Source organism: Actinomycetes bacterium, from assembly GCA_022599915.1.
Classification (GTDB): Bacteria; Actinomycetota; Actinomycetes; order S36-B12.
Genome location: JAHZLH010000053.1, coordinates 74559 through 91650, shown reverse-complemented (window position 1 = coordinate 91650; position 17092 = coordinate 74559). Strand labels below are relative to the sequence as shown.

The following is a 17092-nucleotide window of genomic DNA, read 5'->3' as shown; positions in this document are numbered from 1 at the left end:
CCCTAACTTTGTTCTCCGGCTCGGCTTTCGCCGGCTTCGCGGCTGCGGGGCTCTTCTTGGCGGGGGCTTTCTTCGCGGCTGCGGGCGCCTTCTTCGCGGGCGCCTTCTTCGCGGGCGCCTTCTTGGCTGGGGCCTTAGTGGTTACGGTCTTCTTGGCTGGGGTCTTGCCGGGAGACTTCCTGACCACGGTCTTCTTGGCCGTCTTCTTGCCCGAACCTTTGGCCGCGGACTTGGTCTCAGTTGACTCTGAACCTCGCCGCGTCACTTTATTGGCCGCGCCCCCCACCGCACTCTTCACTTTGCCGACTAGCGACTTCTCACCCATGACTCTCCGTTCACGATCATTGCTGAATGTAGGGAACACCCCCCGCGCAAGCAAGAACATTATCGGGTGAGATTCGTCACTCAATGTAGCGATGTGACCCGGTTTCGGTGTCTTCGTCGGTCCCAGGTCGCCACCAGGCGCATGAGACTGGCCTAGTATTAGGACACCGCAACACGTCGATGGGGACGCGTGCGGCGCGATCAATGACTGGAGAGCGACCGGAGATGGTGTGAGTCCGGCGGTCATCGCGCACCACATCACCCCGGAGTCGCTGGTAGAACGGCCTACTGGCCCAGTAAATCCAGCCGCGGTGCGCAATGAGCGGTCGCAGCCCAGCGACAAGAAGGGTGGTACCGCGGGAACGGCAAAGCGCCCTCCCGTCCCTTCCGGTGTTACAGCACGGAGGGTCGATGTACCGCGAGGTTGCTCCCCGCATTGAACGCGCCGCCGACATGGAGGCGGGGATCCTGCAGTTCTGGCAGGACAACGACATCTTCCACCAGAGTTTGGAACAAACTGCCGGCAAGCCGCAGTGGGTGTTTTACGAGGGACCGCCCACCGCAAACGGTGTGCCAGGAACTCATCACATCGAGGCGCGGGTCTTCAAGGACATTTTTCCGCGCCATCGCACGATGAAGGGCTACCACGTACCCCGTCGCGCCGGTTGGGACTGCCACGGGCTCCCGGTCGAACTCACCGTGGAGCGAGAACTGGGTTTCAGCGGCAAACAAGACATCGAAGCCTTCGGTATCGCCGAGTTCAACGACAAGTGTCGGGAATCGGTGCTGCGCCACGTCGACCAGTTCGCGGTGATGACCGAGCGGATGGGCTATTGGGTCGACATGGATCAGGCCTACTGGACCATGAACCCGGCCTATGTGGAATCGGTGTGGTGGTCACTGAAGCAGATCTTCGATCGCGGTCTGCTGGCGCAAGATCATCGAGTCGCCCCCTACTGCCCCCGCTGCGGGACGGGACTGTCCGATCACGAACTGGCCCAAGGTTACGAAGACGTCGTCGATCCATCGGTGTTCGTGCGTTTCCCACTGCTCGACGGTCCGATCGCCGAACGCCACCCCGGGGCAGCACTGGTGGTGTGGACGACCACCCCGTGGACCCTGGTCTCCAACACCGCGGTCGCGGCCTCCCCCACCGCCGACTACGTGATCGTGCGGTCGGGGGAAGAAACGCTGGTGCTGGCCGAGGCCTTGGTGGAGCACATCTTCCAAGATGAAGACGTCGAAGTGCTGGAGCGGATCAGCCCGAACGACCTAGCTGGCTCCCACTACCAGGCTCCTTTCGACTTGGTGGAGGTTCCCGACGCCCACATCGTGGTGCTCGGTGACTTCGTCACCACCGACGACGGCTCCGGACTGGTCCACCTCGCGCCCGCCTTTGGTGCCGACGACTTGGCCGTAGGTCGAGACAACGGGCTACCGGTAGTGAATCCAGTGCAACCGGACGGCACTTTCGAGCCGGACATTCCGCTGGTGGGCGGCAAGTTCTTCAAGGACGCCGACCCGGACCTAGTCGCGGACCTGGAAAAACGCGGCCTGCTGTTGCAGGACCTGCCGTACGAGCACGCCTACCCGCACTGCTGGCGCTGCCACACGCCGTTGATCTACTACGCCCAGCCGTCTTGGTACATCAAGACCACTGCCCGCAAAGACGAACTGCTGGCGCAAAACGAGGCGACCAACTGGTTCCCACCCACCATCAAGTGGGGCCGCTACGGCGACTGGCTGAACAACAACATCGACTGGGCGCTGTCCCGTAACCGCTACTGGGGCACCCCACTGCCGTTGTGGCGCTGCCCGGAAGACCACATCACCGCCGTTGGATCGCTGGCCGAACTGTCACAGTTGGCTGGCCAAGATGTCTCTGGCATGGATCCACATCGACCCTTCGTGGACGACATCACCATCCCCTGCCCCGACTGTGGCGAGACCGCGAACCGAGTACCTGAGGTCATCGACTGCTGGTACGACTCCGGCGCGATGCCCTTCGCACAGTGGGGTTACCCGCATCAGAATCAGGAGGAGTTTCGCGCCAGCTACCCGGCTGACTACATCTGTGAGGCCATCGACCAAACCCGCGGTTGGTTCTACACCCTGATGGCGGTGGGCACGCTGGTGTTCGACGAGTCCTCCTACCGCAATGTCTTGTGCCTCGGCCACATCTTGGACGAGGACGGCCGCAAGATGTCCAAGAACTTGGGCAACGTGCTTGATCCAATCGAGTTGATGGACGAGCACGGCGCCGACGCGGTCCGCTGGTTCATGCTGGCCAGCGGTTCACCGTGGCAGGCGCGGCGAGTGGGGCACCAGGCGATCGAAGAAGTCTGGCGTCGCACGCTCTCGACCTACTGGAGCACTGTCTCCTTCCAAGCCCTGTACGCAAGAACAGCCGACTGGGAGCCCAGCGACAGCGCTCCGGCAAGCGATCACGTGATGGACCGGTGGGCACTGTCGCGCGCCAACGGCCTGGTGGCCGAAGTGGACGCCGCCCTAGAGGAGTTCGACAGCCAGCGGGCGGGGCGACTGCTGGGGAACTTCATTGATGCGCTGTCCAACTGGTATGTGCGTCGTTCCCGCCGTCGGTTTTGGGAAGGCGACCCCGCCGCACTACAAACGCTGCACGAATGTCTGCGCTTGCTCACGCTGGCGATGGCCCCGCTCACGCCGTTCATCACCGAGCGGGTGTGGCAGGACCTCTTTGCTGACAGCACGGGCGTGGCGTCGGTGCATCTGGCCGCCTGGCCGGAACCGAACCCCGCGCTGATCGACGCCAGCCTGGATGAGCAGATGTCGCTGGTGCGCAAACTGGTGGATCTGGGTCGCACCGCCCGCGGCGAGTCCAATATCGGAACTCGGCAGCCGTTGTCGGTCGCGCTGATCGCCGCCCAAGGCTGGGATGACCTCAGTGACGATATGCGGCAGCAGATCGCTGAGGAACTGAACACCATAGAGATCAAGTCACTGGCGGCTGCGGCCGGTGACTTGGTGGACGTGTCGGTCAAACCCAACTTCCGCAATCTTGGGGCAAGGTTCGGCAAGCAAACCCAACTCGTAGCGCGAGCGATCGGCGAGTTGGATCCCGAGGGGCTGGTGGGCCAACTTCGCTCTAGCGATGGCACCACCCGCATTACGGTTCCCGAGCTCGACGCGGTGGAACTGTCGCAAGACGACGTCATCATCACCGAAACCCCGCGCGAAGGCTGGGCCGTGGCAACCGGCGAAGGTGCCACCGTGGCGCTGGATCTGGAGTTGACCGATGAACTGCAGCGCATGGGCCTCGCCCGGCAGTTAATCCGGGTGGTGCAGGAAGCCCGCAAGAGTTCTGGTTTCGACGTCAGCGATCGCATCACCTTGCGCTGGCATAGCCAGGATCCGCAAGTAGCCGCAGCCATGGCTGAACATGGCCAACTGGTTGCTGACGAGGTGCTAGCGACAACGGTGGAACAACTCGCTGCTGGCGAAGACATACCCGCCGATGGCTTCAGAGATCGCGACGAGAGTTTCCAGATCTGGGTATCCCGCTAGGTCATTTCTACTGAACGGCTGGCGGCAACGACGACCGGACGTGGAATGCGATTCCGCTCATAGCCGGTCCACGCCGCCATCGGGCCATATGCCCGGGTGACGGCCTGGCCAGAGAATCCACGTCCTAGCCGGTGCCGTACTTCTTCGGGATGCCTTTGCGGTTAGTGGTCACATTGATGGTGGTCTTCTTGCCGTTACCAGCGACGCTGTGGGCCCGTACTTGCACCCTGTAGGTAGAACTCGGTGACAGTTTCTTAAACCTCTTAGACAGTTTCCCGTTCGGGGCGGGTACCCAGTCTTGGGATTTCCACTTCGTCCACGTCTCGGCCCGGGAGGCTTTCTTCGACGTGCCCTTCTTCGTGATCCGCGTCAAATAGCCATCCGGTTGCGCGCTACCAATATTCTTTGGTTTCTTCCACGTCACCGTGAACTTGTTTGCTTTGCGTTTCTTCGCTGGTGCTTTCAGTTTCTTCACCGCACCCGGTGACGCCAGGCCATCGAGTTGGCTAGTGATGCGTTCCACGGTCAGGTCAGCAGTCAGATACACCCACACCGTGTTCCCGGCAGCATCGACCAACTCCACGATGTATCCACCATCATTACGCTGCACCACCTTGACTACCGTGTACTCATCCCCCTGACTCGACACCGCATCTTCCGCAGCTTGCGCCGGTGGCTTCGCGTCCCCACCAGAAATGATCTGCCCTAAATCCTCCACATTCTCATCAGGAGTGATCACCGTGAACCCGGTGCCAGACACCGCCAGTGAGTTCGGGGACTCCACCGCATTCGACTTCACGGTCAAGATGGCCGCGGACTGGGTGTCATCACGAGGGAAGAACCGCACCTTCACCTCACACTGTCCACCCCGAGGCACCCGGTCATCGGTGCAGTCACTGGCATTTGCGACATCAAACTCATCCAACTCGGTACCCTGCTCATCAGTCACCGACACCTCGGTCACCTCCAGCGGCGCATCACCACTATTGGTGATCACCGCTGTTTTCGTGATCACCGTGCCCACTTCCCGATCCCCGAAATCCACCGGCTCACCCGTCACTACCGGCGCCACACCCTGTCCCTGCAACAGCACCGACTCCTTCGGATTCAAAGTGTTAGCAAACACCGTGATCGTGGCCGCACGCGGACCCACCTGATCCGGAGCGAACACCACCGTCACCCGACACTTACCGCCCGGCTGCAACGACCGGCTCCGACACAGATCACCCTTCAGCGAACTGCCCTTCTTCGGGTTCTTCTCACGTCGGAACTCTGGGGTGTAGCCACGCACCTTCTTCACTCGCACCTCCACCTTGCCAGTGTTTTTCACCACCACCGTCTGACGACGCTGCTTACCCACCGGCACCTTCAAAAAGTTCTTCACCACCGCCGACGCTTCCGGATACGCCCCCTCACCCGACACCGCGAAACGATCCGGCTCATCGGCACCCTGACGTTTGACCTGCAACGTCGCCGCACGGACTCCGTCCGTCGTCGGCGCAAACCGGATACCCACCTCACATTCATCGCCAGCTTTAAGACGTCTCTGCGAGCAGTTGTCCTTGTCTGTCAGCCGGAAATCTTCATCACCCGCAACCGCGACCGCCGTCACCGTGGTCGCCGAGTCACCCTCGTTCACCAACGTCACCGTCTGAGTCGTCGCCGACCCCACCACCGCATCACCCACCGACCGCGGCGGCAACGACCACCCAGCCCACCGCTGTCAGACATCTGTTGCCGCTCACTCGTCCAGTGGGGTGAATGTGCATATGACGTGAACCAGATCCTGGACTCCGACGTCGCAGTTGGACAGGTGAGGAGGGTCCATGAGTATGGGGACCATCAGATTTTGTGGTGTTGGTTTGGTCACCGGAGCAGTTGTCTTGGCGGTGCTGGGTTCCGGACCGGCAGCATCAGATCCATCAGTGACAGCGGCCGACCAAGACGCGTCCAGGAGTTCAGGAGCCGGTCTACAGAACGGCGACTTCGAGGACCGAGTCCTTAGTCCCTGGCGCAACGACTCGAGCGGTAGTGGCAGCGCTCGCCTGATTGCGGAATCAGGGGACCACTCAGCCCTTCTTGCCCCCGCTATTGATGGGACTGCCCGTCTGGTGCAGACCGTGTCGGTCAGGCCCAACACGGAGTACTCCCTGAGCGCAGTTGTCGACAGCCGAGGTGCAACAGCGGCTCTTGGCGTTAAGGGACATCAGGGCAAGTGGACGCAACGTGAGTCGGCAGATCTTCCGCTGAACTTCCGCACCGCCGACGGGGTGAACGAGGTCGAGATCTACCTGCAGGCGTGGAAGCGCCAGAGCGGAACTGTCGTCGTGGACGACGTCGTGTTGAGTGACGGCACCGAAACACCTGCGCCAACCCCCTCGGTTGAACCCACCCCGACAGTGACGCCAACGGCTGAACCCACGGCCACGGCTGAACCTACGACTGAACCTTCACCGAGTGAGGAACCGACGCCGCAACCCACGCTTACCGCGCCATCATCCCTGCAGATAGAAAACCCTGACTTCGACAACGGGCTCGACGGCTGGCAAGACGGTAGTGACAGCAATGCCGCCGCAACAGTCAGCACCGGTGTACTCACCCTTGCTCCTGCCGCCGACGGAACGGCTCGGGTCAGCCAACAGGTAGCAGTCGAGCCAAACTCGACGTACACCATTTTCTTGGATCGAGCAGCGCCCGCTGGCGATGCTGCTGCTTATGTGAAAGTCAAAGGACATCAGGGCAAGTGGACCGAGGCCGAGGACGACTCCCGCCTAGTCTTCACCACCGGCGATGTCACCGAGATTTCGCTGTCCGTCCACGCGTGGAAGGGCCAGCAAAGTGCTGCTCGCGTTGACGGCGTGCGAGCCTATCTCGGGGACATAGCCGAGGAGCGGGAACCGGGACCCGAACCGTCAAGTTCCCCAACGCCAACGCCGACGGCCGAGCCCACGCCCACACCCACACCATCAGACTCAGAGCCCACTACCAGTCCGACGCCTGAACCCACGACGCCAGTCGACCTAGGAGTGGACAACCCCGGCTTTGAGGACGGCCTAAACGGCTGGACGGTGGAATCCGGAAGCCCTGAACTCATTGATGATGCACCGGAAGGCGCCTCGGCAATCAGACTCGACCCCGCCCCGGGCACCACCGTGAGACTCAGTCAATCAGTCGGCGGGCTTGAGCCGCGAACGAAGTACACCTTCGCCGTGAAGACCCGTACTACCGGCGATGTCTGGGCCTCCTTTGGAGTCGAACAGGGAGTCCAGAAACCAAAATCGAACTCAGTCCGGGAATCACAGTGGTCGGAGAAGCGGTTCACTTTCTATACCGGTGCGAACGATCGCCAGGTGAACCTTTACCTCCAGGCATACCAAACCGACGTGGCGGGCTCCGTCTTCTTCGATGACGTCAAAGTAGTGGCAGGTGATTTGCCGGTTCCGGAGCCACCAGTGGGCGTCAGTTGGCCGAGCGCACCCGAAACAGTGTCCTTGCCCAGCGCCGGCTCGGAGATCGTTCGCAATGGCGATTTCTCTTTCGGGGACGCTTCTTGGGTTGTCGATCTCGGCAGCGTCAACGATGGTCTGCTCACTTTGCAATCCCGCGATGACCGCACCGCACGAGCGGTCCAAGACACCCAGATATTGCTGGCAGCTTCACGCGCATACCGGTTGACGGTGAGGGCGCGGGCAGCCGACGGCGCACCAACAGTCGGGATCAAGGTGGGTGAGGAGTTCCATCATCTGCAGGTCAATGACGGCGACTGGCGCGACTATCACGTGGACTTCACCTCTCCCGCGACCCAAACAGCGGGCAAGTTCCATCTCGAACGGTGGAAGGGAGACAGTGGCGTTCTTGAAGTCGACTCCGTGTCGATGAAAGCGGTTGGCGGGGAATGGCTGGATACACCGCAGCCCACTCCGGCGCAGACCACCGAAACCTTGATTGAAGATTTCGAGGGCGGTCTCGATCCACAGAAGTGGCTCATCGTCGATCGCGCCTGGGGTGGCGACAACGGCGGTCTTATCCCAGAAAACGTCAGCCTCGCCGATGGGGTCTTGAAACTGAAGGCTCAGGGCGACCAGTACCGCGGTGACCAGCAGGGGCATGGCGGTCGAACAACTCGGGTGGGGGCCGGCATCGCCACTCGCGACTACTTCGCCTCCGGAAAGTACGTCGTTCGCGCCAAGATCCCGCCGGAACTCGGTGCGGTTTCCGCGTTTTGGAACTTCCACTACATCGAACATTTCCCCGACGAACCGGAGTACTGGCAGGAACCGAGTCGCATCAGAAACACCGAGATCGATTGGGAGTTCCCGACCGATCTGTCCAACGGCACCATGGATGACCCGATCAGCTTCCAGAATGGCCGGGCCAATAGTTGGGGCGGCAAACTCGGTGGTGAAGGAGCCCATCACCCAGGACGCGTCGACTTCGGTCGCAATATCGCTGATGGCGAGTTCCACGACTTCGGCATTGAGTGGCACTCCGGCGGCAATGAGGAAATCCCCAAGGTGATCTGGACGCTAGACGGCGAAGAGGTCTACCGCCACGAGGGCGCCGAGTACGGCCAGGACAACATCCCCTACCGCGCTGCCCGGTTCTGGATCGGCATCTGGTTCCCAGCGTCCGGCTACAAGGAACGAGTCAACGGCGAGTACGTGGACCGTGTCGGCTGGGCCGGGGACCCCGAGTTTGACACGACGGTCCTGGAAATCGATCGCGTGGAGATCACTCCCTTCAACGAGCCCAACGACGCCTGGGTGGCCGAGACGTGGCCCAATGGCTGGTACGCCCCGCCAAGTGAATATCCCGTCGTCGGGAAGTAGCAGCTACTGCGCGGACTCAACGCTACGGATGATATGCCCGGATTCGGTTGCCGGGCATGGGGCAATAAGTCTCGCGCGCCACAGGCGGCGCCGACGGTGTTACTGGATGGCGACTGTGGCCTGCTAGAGACCGGATAGCACCGAGACGCCAATACCGACGGCAAGGATCAGCACTAGGAAGGACAGATCCAAACTGATCTGGCCCAGGCGCAACGGCGGGATGAAGCGGCGTAAGAAATTCAGCGGTGGGTCAGTGAGCGTGTAAATGGCTTCTGCGATGAGCAACACCGGACCTTTGGGTCGCCAATCCCGCGCAAAGACTTGCACCCAGTCAAAAATCAGCCTGCCGATCAAAATCAGCCAATAGATCCACAGGACTGTGGCAAGAATCCCGAAGATCACGAAGAAAACTCAACTCTGGTTGTAGAAGCCGTCCCGAGCCTGTTGGACGGCCGGAGCATCCCGGACGTCAACGTTGGCTGGCGACAGCAAGAATACCTTCTGGGTGACCCGCTCGATCGTGCCGTTCATGGCAAAAACGAGGCCAGCCGCGAAATCAACGATGCGTTTAGCGTCTGAGTCATCCATCTCGGTCAAGTTCATGATGACTGGCGCACCAGCGCGGTACTCCTCACCAATCCGCCGCGCATCGTTGTAGGAGCGCGGGTGGATGGTGTGGATCGAGTACGGATCGATGTCCGACTGCACCGACACCGGATCAGCAACCGCAGTTGCCGTGGCTGACTCAGTCCGGGGCAGCGTCGTGACCGGAGCCGGAGTGCTCGCTGGCACCGCCCGAACCGGGGCAGCCGAGGTCCGGCTTGGCTCGTCGTACCCAGGGTGCACGTAGTTGGGATCGTCTTCGACTAGGCCGAGATACACACCCAGTCGCTTCATCGCATGTGCCATGTCTGCTCCTCGATCGGGGAAGGGAGGCGCCTGGGACATCCTCTCGTGGGCGCCTGCTGATTGGCGTCACGAACGGATACCCGCACCCTGACGTTACCTGACATAGTGACGTTCCCCTAACACCGCACTACCGACGCGCACATGTGTCGCACCGGCCTGAACGGCCTGTTCGAGGTCACCACTCATCCCAGCGGACAATAGTTGCGCCATTGGGAAGTCTACGAGTACCGATTCGCGCAGTTGCGCGAGCCGGTCGAAAGCCGCTGCTGGGTCTTCCTGCAGCGGTGCGACGGCCATGATGCCAGCCAGCCGCAGTTGTTCGGAGTCAGCCACCTGCTGACATAGCGACGGCAGTTGCTCCGGTGCCACACCACCACGGCCCTCGGCACCGCCGGACAGATCGACCTGTACTAGGGCGGAGATCGTCCGCTCAGCGCGCTCAGCGGCGCCATCAAGGGCAGCTACTACCTCCGGGCGGTCCAGGGAATGCACCATGTCGGCGTAGCGGGCAACTTTGCCAGTCTTGTTGCGCTGCAGTTGACCGATGAAGTGCCAGGTCAGCGGAAGTCCGTCGCACTCAGCGTGCTTGCGGCTAGCCTCCGGCTCCCGATTCTCTCCCACATCGGTGACGCCCAGCCGCGCCAAGATGGCGACATCGCTAGCGGGGCGGGTCTTGGTCACCACAATGAGGGTGACCTCGGCTGGGTCTCGCTCGGCCGCTGCGCAGGCAGCTGCGATCCGCTGCTGCGTCTGCTGCAGTCCGACGGCGATCTGATCGCGGCGGGCCGCTGGGTCAGGCAACTCTGATGGGGATTCAGTCACGATTCGCCTCCCCTTGAGTGCTTTCGACCGGTATCAAGGCGATCAGCATTCCCTGACGCCCAGTGGTGCCATCGCGACGGTAGGAGTACCGGTCGCTCGACTCGTAGGTACAGGCCGGATCGGCGGCCATCACTTGAACACCAGCCCGCTGCAGTTGCTCAATAACACCGGCGTGGAGATCGACGGCAGGAGTCCCCCGCCTGGTTTCCGCGACAGCGGAACTAGCGGCAGCACCCACTTGATCACGCACCTCACTAGAAACCTCGTAACAACCGGGACAGATCACTGGACCAATCGCGGCATGCATGTGGCTCGGCTCTGCCCCCAACGCGACCATCCGTTCGACCACGGCTGCTGTAGCGTTCACCGAGACGCCCCGCCAGCCGGAGTGCACCGCAGCCACAACCCCTGCCTCGCTGTCAGCGAGCGCCACCGTGGCACAGTCAGCGCCTTGCGCTAACAATCCCAATCCCGGGGTGGTGGTGACGAGGCCGTCAACAGCGGGGACTGTGCCAGCCTCACTGACAATCGCGGCGTCCCGACCGTGTGCTGCCTGCATCACCGCGATCCGCTCCGGCGCCAGCCCGATGCGGCCAGCCAGCACTTCGCGATTACGGCTGACCGAATCGGGATCATCTCCCACGTGATCGGCAAGGTTGAGTCCGGCATAGGGACCGGAACTCACCCCACCCGCCCGACTGGAGAAGTGCCAGCGGACTCCTGGTGGCGGTTCGGGAGCCTGCCACTGACTCACTTCAGGAAGTCGGGGATATCGATTCCGTCATCCGGGTCGTCAAACACGATCGGCTCCACTGGACGGCCAGTGCCGGCCGGCTGGGTTGCCGCCGGCTGATCCGACTGCCGAGTCGCGGTGGGTCGGACCGAGACGGTCTCGGTTTCAGGAAGCTGCACGGTTTTTTCGGACTCAGAGCGAGCCTTGGGGAGCCCGCCATCGAAGCCAGCCGCAATCACCGTCACCCGAGTCTCATCGCCCAGCGTGTCGTCGATGACGGCACCGAAGATGATGTTGGCCTCTGGGTGCGCAGCTTCGGATACCAGCCGGGCTGCCTCGTTGATCTCGAACAAGCCAAGGTCACTACCACCGGCGATCGACATCAGCACCCCGTGGGCACCGTCGATACTGGCCTCCAGCAGTGGACTGTTGATGGCGCTCTCCGCGGCGGAGATGGCGCGGTCTTCACCTCGTGAGGAGCCGATACCCATCAACGCCGAACCGGCGCCTTGCATCACGCTCTTCACGTCAGCGAAGTCGAGGTTGATCAAGCCCGGGGTTGTGATCAAGTCAGTAATGCCGGACACACCCTGTAGCAGGACGTGATCTGCCTGACGGAAAGCGTCGATGACGCTGATCTGCCGGTCAGTCAGCGAAAGCAACCGGTCGTTGGGGATCACGATCAGGGTGTCGACCTCGCCACGCAGCGATTCGATACCGGTCTCAGCCTGGGCGCTGCGGCGGCGACCCTCGAACCCAAATGGTCGGGTGACAACGCCGATGGTCAGCGCGCCCAGTCCGCGAGCAATGCGAGCTACGACGGGTGCGCCACCAGTGCCAGTGCCGCCACCTTCACCTGCGGTGACGAAGACCATGTCAGCGCCCTTCATCACCTCTTCGATCTCATCAGCGTGGTCCTCGGCGGCCTGACGACCGACGTCCGGGTCCGCCCCGGCGCCTAGTCCACGGGTCAAATCCCGACCAATGTCGAGTTTGACGTCCGCGTCGCTCATGAGCAGCGCTTGAGCGTCGGTGTTGATCGCGATGAACTCGACTCCCTTGAGCCCGTACTCAATCATTCGGTTTACCGCGTTGACACCACCGCCGCCGATACCGACAACCTTGATGACCGCGAGATAGTTTTGCGGAGCAGCCATTTCTACTTCCCTCCCCACGCCGCGTAGTGCGGCGGATTCGACACCGGATTTTCCGGCGATAGTCCCCTGAACGCCCGATTTACCCAACTCTCAACCTGACGTTGAGGGCCATTGCTGACCTGGCATTGGGCTGGAGCCTATGCAGCCGCAGTACCCCGTGCAAGGAGTTTCGATCAGATCACGGGAAAAATCGCGGGTAATTCCTCGACCTATAGTCGAGGTCTGGACTTGTCAGCGCTTGCGGCAGCTGGAAACGCTACTGCACCGACTCCGGCTGCGGCTGAGATTCCTCTTGGTCAGTATTTCGTTTGGGCAGCTTGGCATCGCCAACTAGAGAGGGTCGGTCTGGGGTGGATACCACATAGCCATCTGCCTTCAACGACATTAGCGCAGCCAGCACTTGGGCTTTGTCCTGGTTGAGTTCCGAACGCCCCCAGGTCACCTCGCTGCCACCATCGAGTCGCAGCGCGATCAAACCGTCATCGGAGATATTGGCCTCGCGGACCACTCCCGGTTCTTGCTGCTCGATCGCGGCCAGCGCATCCGCCAGTTCCGGCCAACGAGAATCCTCCCCGGAGATCACCGGCAGTCCCTTCGGGCGGCTGCCTTCTTCCCGAATCGGCTCGCCCTGCTGATCGAACACAATCCAATTGCCTTTTTCGCCCCGAATCGCGAACGGGATTCGCTCATCAACCTGGATCACGACCGTCCAGGGACGCTCCAACTCCAGTTCAGCGGCTTCAATCCCTTCAACCGCGACGGCCGCGGACACCACCGTCTGCTGATCGACGTCTCGCAGTGCCGTGCCATCAGGAATTCCGGCTGCCGCCAGCACCTGTTCCGCGGTCTCGGGCAAGGCTCCAACTACAACAACGTCTCGCACCGGGATCGGCGACGACCAGGACATCATCCAATAGGCGGCTGCCACCAGCCCGGCTGCCAGCACCCCAACAGCGATCACCCGGCTGCGACGAGGACGAAATCGGCGCTGCGGCGGCTCTTCGATCTGCGCAATCCCAGGCTCGGTTTCCACAATCGGGTCATCCATCAGCGTATTCATGGGCTCCCCCTTCTGGATATCGCTCGCGGAGCAGATCAAGAACTTCCGGGCCCAGCATGGAGATGTCCCCGGCACCCAGGGTCATGACAATATCTCCTGGCCGTGCTCGTTCCGCGAGGTGGCCGGCAACTGCAGACCACGATGGTTCAAACACAACTTGGCCTGGCGGTAGCGGCACATTACTGGCCATCGATTGGCCGGAGGCACCGGGTATCGGCTCCTCCCCCGGCGCAAAAACCTCCAAGACGACGACTTCGTCCGCCAGTCCTAGGCTTTCGCCAAACTCTCGGCTGAATAGCGCGGTTCGATAGTAGTGGTGAGCTTGAAAAGCGACGACCAGCCGACCGCCAGCAACAAACTCCCGCGCTGCCTGCAACGTTGCGCTGAGTTCAGTGGGGTGATGGGCGTAGTCGTCATAGACCCGGATGTCAGCTACTTCACCGCGGAACTCAAATCTACGTCGGGTACCAGCGAAACTAGACAGACCGTCACGAACCGCATCCCGCGGCATACCTAGCCCGACGCACACTGCTAGGGCCGCAGTGGCATTGAGGGCGTTGTGCCGACCCGGGACTGCTAGCGAGATCGGCCCCAGCCGCTCACCGCCAGCCACGACGTCGAACTTGTAGTCCGCCTGATCTCGACCGAGAATCTCCACCCGATAGTCAGCAGTCGGCTCTTCGCCGTACGTCACGACTCGGGTGCCGCGCTCTCGAGCACGGGATGCCAACTCAGCACTGTCAGCCTGATCAATGCACACCACAGCAAAACCGTCGTTGCGGCGCACTAGGCCCACGAAATCGTCAAACGCTTGCTTGAGCGCTTCGTAGCTTCCCCAATGATTCAGATGATCCGGTTCAACGTTGGTAACTACCACCGCTGTGGGATCCATTCGCAGGAACGCACCATCGGATTCGTCTGCTTCAGCGATGAACAGGTCGCCAGTGCCCGTGTGAGCATTACTGCCGAGATCGTTGACCTCACTGCCGATGGCATAAGAGGGATCGACACCACAGTGCTGAAGCGCCACGGTGATCATCGAGGTGGTGGTGGTCTTGCCGTGGGTGCCGCCTACCCCCACGACGGTGGAATCAGCCATCACCAGTTGCAGTGCGATTGACCGAGAAATAATGGGGATGCCACGTTCCCGAGCAGCCCGAATCTCCGGGTTGTCATCCGGAATGATCGGGGTATCAATAACCGTCTGTACCGGACCGTTCGGGGTCTGGAGTTGGTCTGGGCTATGACCGATGTAGATCTTCGCGCCCTGCGATCGCAGCGCCGCCAGCCGAGTCGAATCCCGCATGTCACTGCCTGACACCGGAACACCCCGATCCAGCAGTAGCCGCGCAAGCCCGGACATGCCAGCGCCACCAACTCCAACGAGATGGACGCGGCCCAGTTCGGCCAGAGTGCACGGCGATGTGGTCATTCCACTCCCGCCGCAGTACGCACCATCGCCGCCAACTGCGCGGCACCATCAGCAATGCCATAGTTTGCGGCCGCCGTCGTCATCTGGCCGATCAACGCCGGATCCGCCAGGATCGGCATTACCGCCGACACCAAAGTCACTCCGCTCAACTCGGCATCCTGAATCATCAGACCGCCGCCAGCGCTCACGACCGGGGCAGCGTTGAAGCGCTGCTCACCGTTGCCGATCGGATAGGGAACATAAATGGCCGGCAGCCCCACCGCGGCGACCTCGGCACAGGTCATTGCCCCGGACCGACATACCGCAATATCCGCCGCCGCATAGGCCAAGTCCATTCGGTCGATAAATGGAAGCGAGTGATAGCCCGAGGGTGCCTGTTCCCGGAAGGCATCCCCTTCATCCTGCTGGCGAGCGCCGACCGCGTGCAGTATCTGCACTCCCTCACCGCACAGGTCTGCGGCCGCCTCCCAGATCGCTTGGTTGATCGACGCGGCTCCCTGCGAACCGCCAAAAGCCAACAGCACCTGGCCGTCGGGAGCCAGGCCGAAGAACTCGCGAGCGGCTTGTTGCTGCTGTCCCCGATCCAAGTCAGAGATAGCCGCGCGCAGCGGACAGCCAAGCCGGGCCGCATGCCGCAGCGAGCCGGCGTAGTTTTCCGCCACAAACGGAGTGAGTCGAGCTCCCACTCGATTCGCCAAACCCGGTTTGGCGTTGGCTTCGTGAACCACGAACGGGGTCTTGGCTCGTCGGGCAGCCAAGTACACCGGGATCGACACATAACCGCCGAAACCACAGATCACGTCCAAGTCCTCCCGGGCAATGACCTCCCGGGACTCAGCCACTGCTTGGCGGAGCCGACCTGGCAACGAGAACAACTCCTTGTTGATGCGTCGCGGCAGCGGCACCGGCGGGATCAACGTCAGTTCGTAGCCCCGCGCCGGCACTAGATCTACTTCCAAACCCCGTTCGGTGCCGAACACCACGATGTGACTATCCGGCTGTTGGCGGCGAATTTCGTCGGCCAGGTTGAGGGCGGGTTCGATGTGACCGCCAGTGCCGCCGCCGGCAATTCCTACCCGGATCGGGCGGTCGTGGCTCATCACGTGCTCCTGGCCGCAGACTGTTGGTCCTGCACGGCGTGAGCATGTCGGCGGGCAGCGCCTAGCAGCAGACCGATTCCCGCGAGCAGCGGTACGAGCGACGAACCACCGTAGGACACCAGGGGCAAAGTCACTCCAGTAATGGGCAGCATCTTCAACGCCGCCCCGACGTTGGTGATGATCTGAATAATGAGCCACGTCCCCATACCGGCCGCCAGCAGCCGGACAAATCGATCGGGGGATTCCTTGGCCAATCGCAGAATCGAGAAGATCAGCACACCGAACAACACCAACACCATCAGGGTTCCCACCAAGCCGAGTTCTTCCCCGATGACCGGCAGGATGAAGTCAGTGTGGGCGGCGGGCAGCGTCCCCCACTTCTCTCGCGACGCGCCGATGCCGACTCCCCACCAGCCACCGGTACCCATCGCGTACATGCCTTGGGTCACCTGCCAGGCGCCGTCGAGGGTGTCGGCATCCGGGTCCAGGAAGGCCGTCCAGCGACGCACCCGATACTCCGCACCAAAAGACATCATTGCCACACCCACAAGACCAAGGGCACCCATGAACGCGAACAGTCGCAGCGGCGCTCCAGCCGCGAACAACAATCCAGCCAAGATGATTGCCAGGATCATGGCGTTGCCAAAGTCGCCCTCCATCACCACCAGGAAGACCATCACCAGCCCCACTGGCACCACTGGAATCAACAGGGTCGGCCAATCCATGACCGGTCGGTACTTGCGGGTGAGCACATCAGCCCCCCAAGCCACCAGCGCAAGTTTGGCGATCTCGGAGGGCTGTATCCGAATCGGCCCGACCTCGATCCAGTTCCGTTGCCCGTACACCTCCACCCCGATACCGGGAATCAACACCAGAATCAGGGCGGCTACGGCGATCAGCAGCAACGGCCACGCGAACGCGCGGACTTTGGACGTCGGCAATTTGGCCGCGATGAAGAGACCGACGAGCCCAATCACGGCGAAAATGGCTTGTTTGAAGAACAGGTCGGTACTGCCACCGGTCTCCCGCAGCGAGTCGATGGCTGATGCCGACCACACCATTGCGAGGCCTAGGGCGAGTAGGAACAGCGTCGACCCGAGCATCAGGTAGTAGATGCTGGCCGGATGCTTGCCCAGTCTTTCCCGGAGGTCAGAACTGGCGTCATGCTCGGTCACGCTCATGT

Annotated in this window: 13 protein-coding genes; 2 read left to right on the top strand and 11 right to left on the bottom strand. The window is 61.9% G+C overall.

All coding sequences use genetic code 11. The features are described from left to right. Window positions 1–325 (bottom strand): hypothetical protein (locus tag K0U62_09085; protein ID MCH9801665.1); only part of this gene is annotated, 325 nt, incomplete at its 3' end. A gap of 410 nt (window positions 326–735) precedes the next feature. On the opposite strand from K0U62_09085, the gene ileS reads away from it, so the two are divergent. Further along, window positions 736–3867, top strand: a complete 3132-nt coding sequence (ileS, locus tag K0U62_09080) for an isoleucine--tRNA ligase (protein MCH9801664.1) — start codon at window positions 736–738, stop codon at window positions 3865–3867. Between the two features lie 124 nt (window positions 3868–3991). Here ileS and K0U62_09075 read toward each other — a convergent pair whose 3' ends face one another. After that, window positions 3992–5569, bottom strand: coding sequence for a choice-of-anchor D domain-containing protein (locus tag K0U62_09075; protein ID MCH9801663.1), 1578 nt, complete (start codon window positions 5567–5569; stop codon window positions 3992–3994). A 124-nt stretch (window positions 5570–5693) separates the two neighbouring features. Between K0U62_09075 and K0U62_09070 the strand changes: the two genes are divergently transcribed. Further along, the gene (locus K0U62_09070) at window positions 5694–8696 is read left to right on the top strand and encodes a family 16 glycosylhydrolase (protein ID MCH9801662.1); all 3003 of its coding nucleotides are present in this window, start codon (window positions 5694–5696) and stop codon (window positions 8694–8696) included. 123 nt (window positions 8697–8819) lie between these two features. Here K0U62_09070 and K0U62_09065 read toward each other — a convergent pair whose 3' ends face one another. From K0U62_09065 to ftsW, 9 genes are all read right to left on the bottom strand, one after another. Then, window positions 8820–9098, bottom strand: a complete 279-nt coding sequence (locus K0U62_09065) for a YggT family protein (GenBank protein MCH9801661.1) — start codon at window positions 9096–9098, stop codon at window positions 8820–8822. 9 nt (window positions 9099–9107) lie between these two features. Then, window positions 9108–9605 (bottom strand): cell division protein SepF, encoded by a 498-nt coding sequence (locus K0U62_09060; protein ID MCH9801660.1) that lies wholly within the window; start codon window positions 9603–9605, stop codon window positions 9108–9110. 93 nt (window positions 9606–9698) lie between these two features. Beyond that, window positions 9699–10406 carry a YggS family pyridoxal phosphate-dependent enzyme gene (locus K0U62_09055; protein ID MCH9801659.1) on the bottom strand — a complete coding sequence of 236 codons (708 nt, stop codon included), beginning with the start codon at window positions 10404–10406 and terminating at the stop codon, window positions 9699–9701. Window positions 10407–10419: 13 nt separating this feature from the next. Continuing rightward, entirely contained in the window at window positions 10420–11181 is a 762-nt protein-coding gene (pgeF, locus tag K0U62_09050) for a peptidoglycan editing factor PgeF (GenBank protein MCH9801658.1), read from the bottom strand. Continuing rightward, window positions 11178–12317, bottom strand: coding sequence for a cell division protein FtsZ (ftsZ, locus tag K0U62_09045; GenBank protein MCH9801657.1), 1140 nt, complete (start codon window positions 12315–12317; stop codon window positions 11178–11180). Before ftsZ ends, pgeF begins: the two co-directional genes overlap by 4 nt. A gap of 256 nt (window positions 12318–12573) precedes the next feature. Continuing rightward, the gene (locus K0U62_09040) at window positions 12574–13377 is read right to left on the bottom strand and encodes a cell division protein FtsQ/DivIB (GenBank protein ID MCH9801656.1); all 804 of its coding nucleotides are present in this window, start codon (window positions 13375–13377) and stop codon (window positions 12574–12576) included. Further along, window positions 13358–14809, bottom strand: a complete 1452-nt coding sequence (murC, locus tag K0U62_09035) for a UDP-N-acetylmuramate--L-alanine ligase (protein MCH9801655.1) — start codon at window positions 14807–14809, stop codon at window positions 13358–13360. Before murC ends, K0U62_09040 begins: the two co-directional genes overlap by 20 nt. Next, entirely contained in the window at window positions 14806–15909 is a 1104-nt protein-coding gene (murG, locus tag K0U62_09030; GenBank protein MCH9801654.1) for an undecaprenyldiphospho-muramoylpentapeptide beta-N-acetylglucosaminyltransferase, read from the bottom strand. The genes murC and murG overlap by 4 nt, the downstream gene beginning before the upstream one ends. Continuing rightward, the gene (gene ftsW, locus K0U62_09025; GenBank protein ID MCH9801653.1) at window positions 15909–17090 is read right to left on the bottom strand and encodes a putative lipid II flippase FtsW; all 1182 of its coding nucleotides are present in this window, start codon (window positions 17088–17090) and stop codon (window positions 15909–15911) included. The genes murG and ftsW overlap by 1 nt, the downstream gene beginning before the upstream one ends. Window positions 17091–17092: the final 2 nt, after the last annotated feature.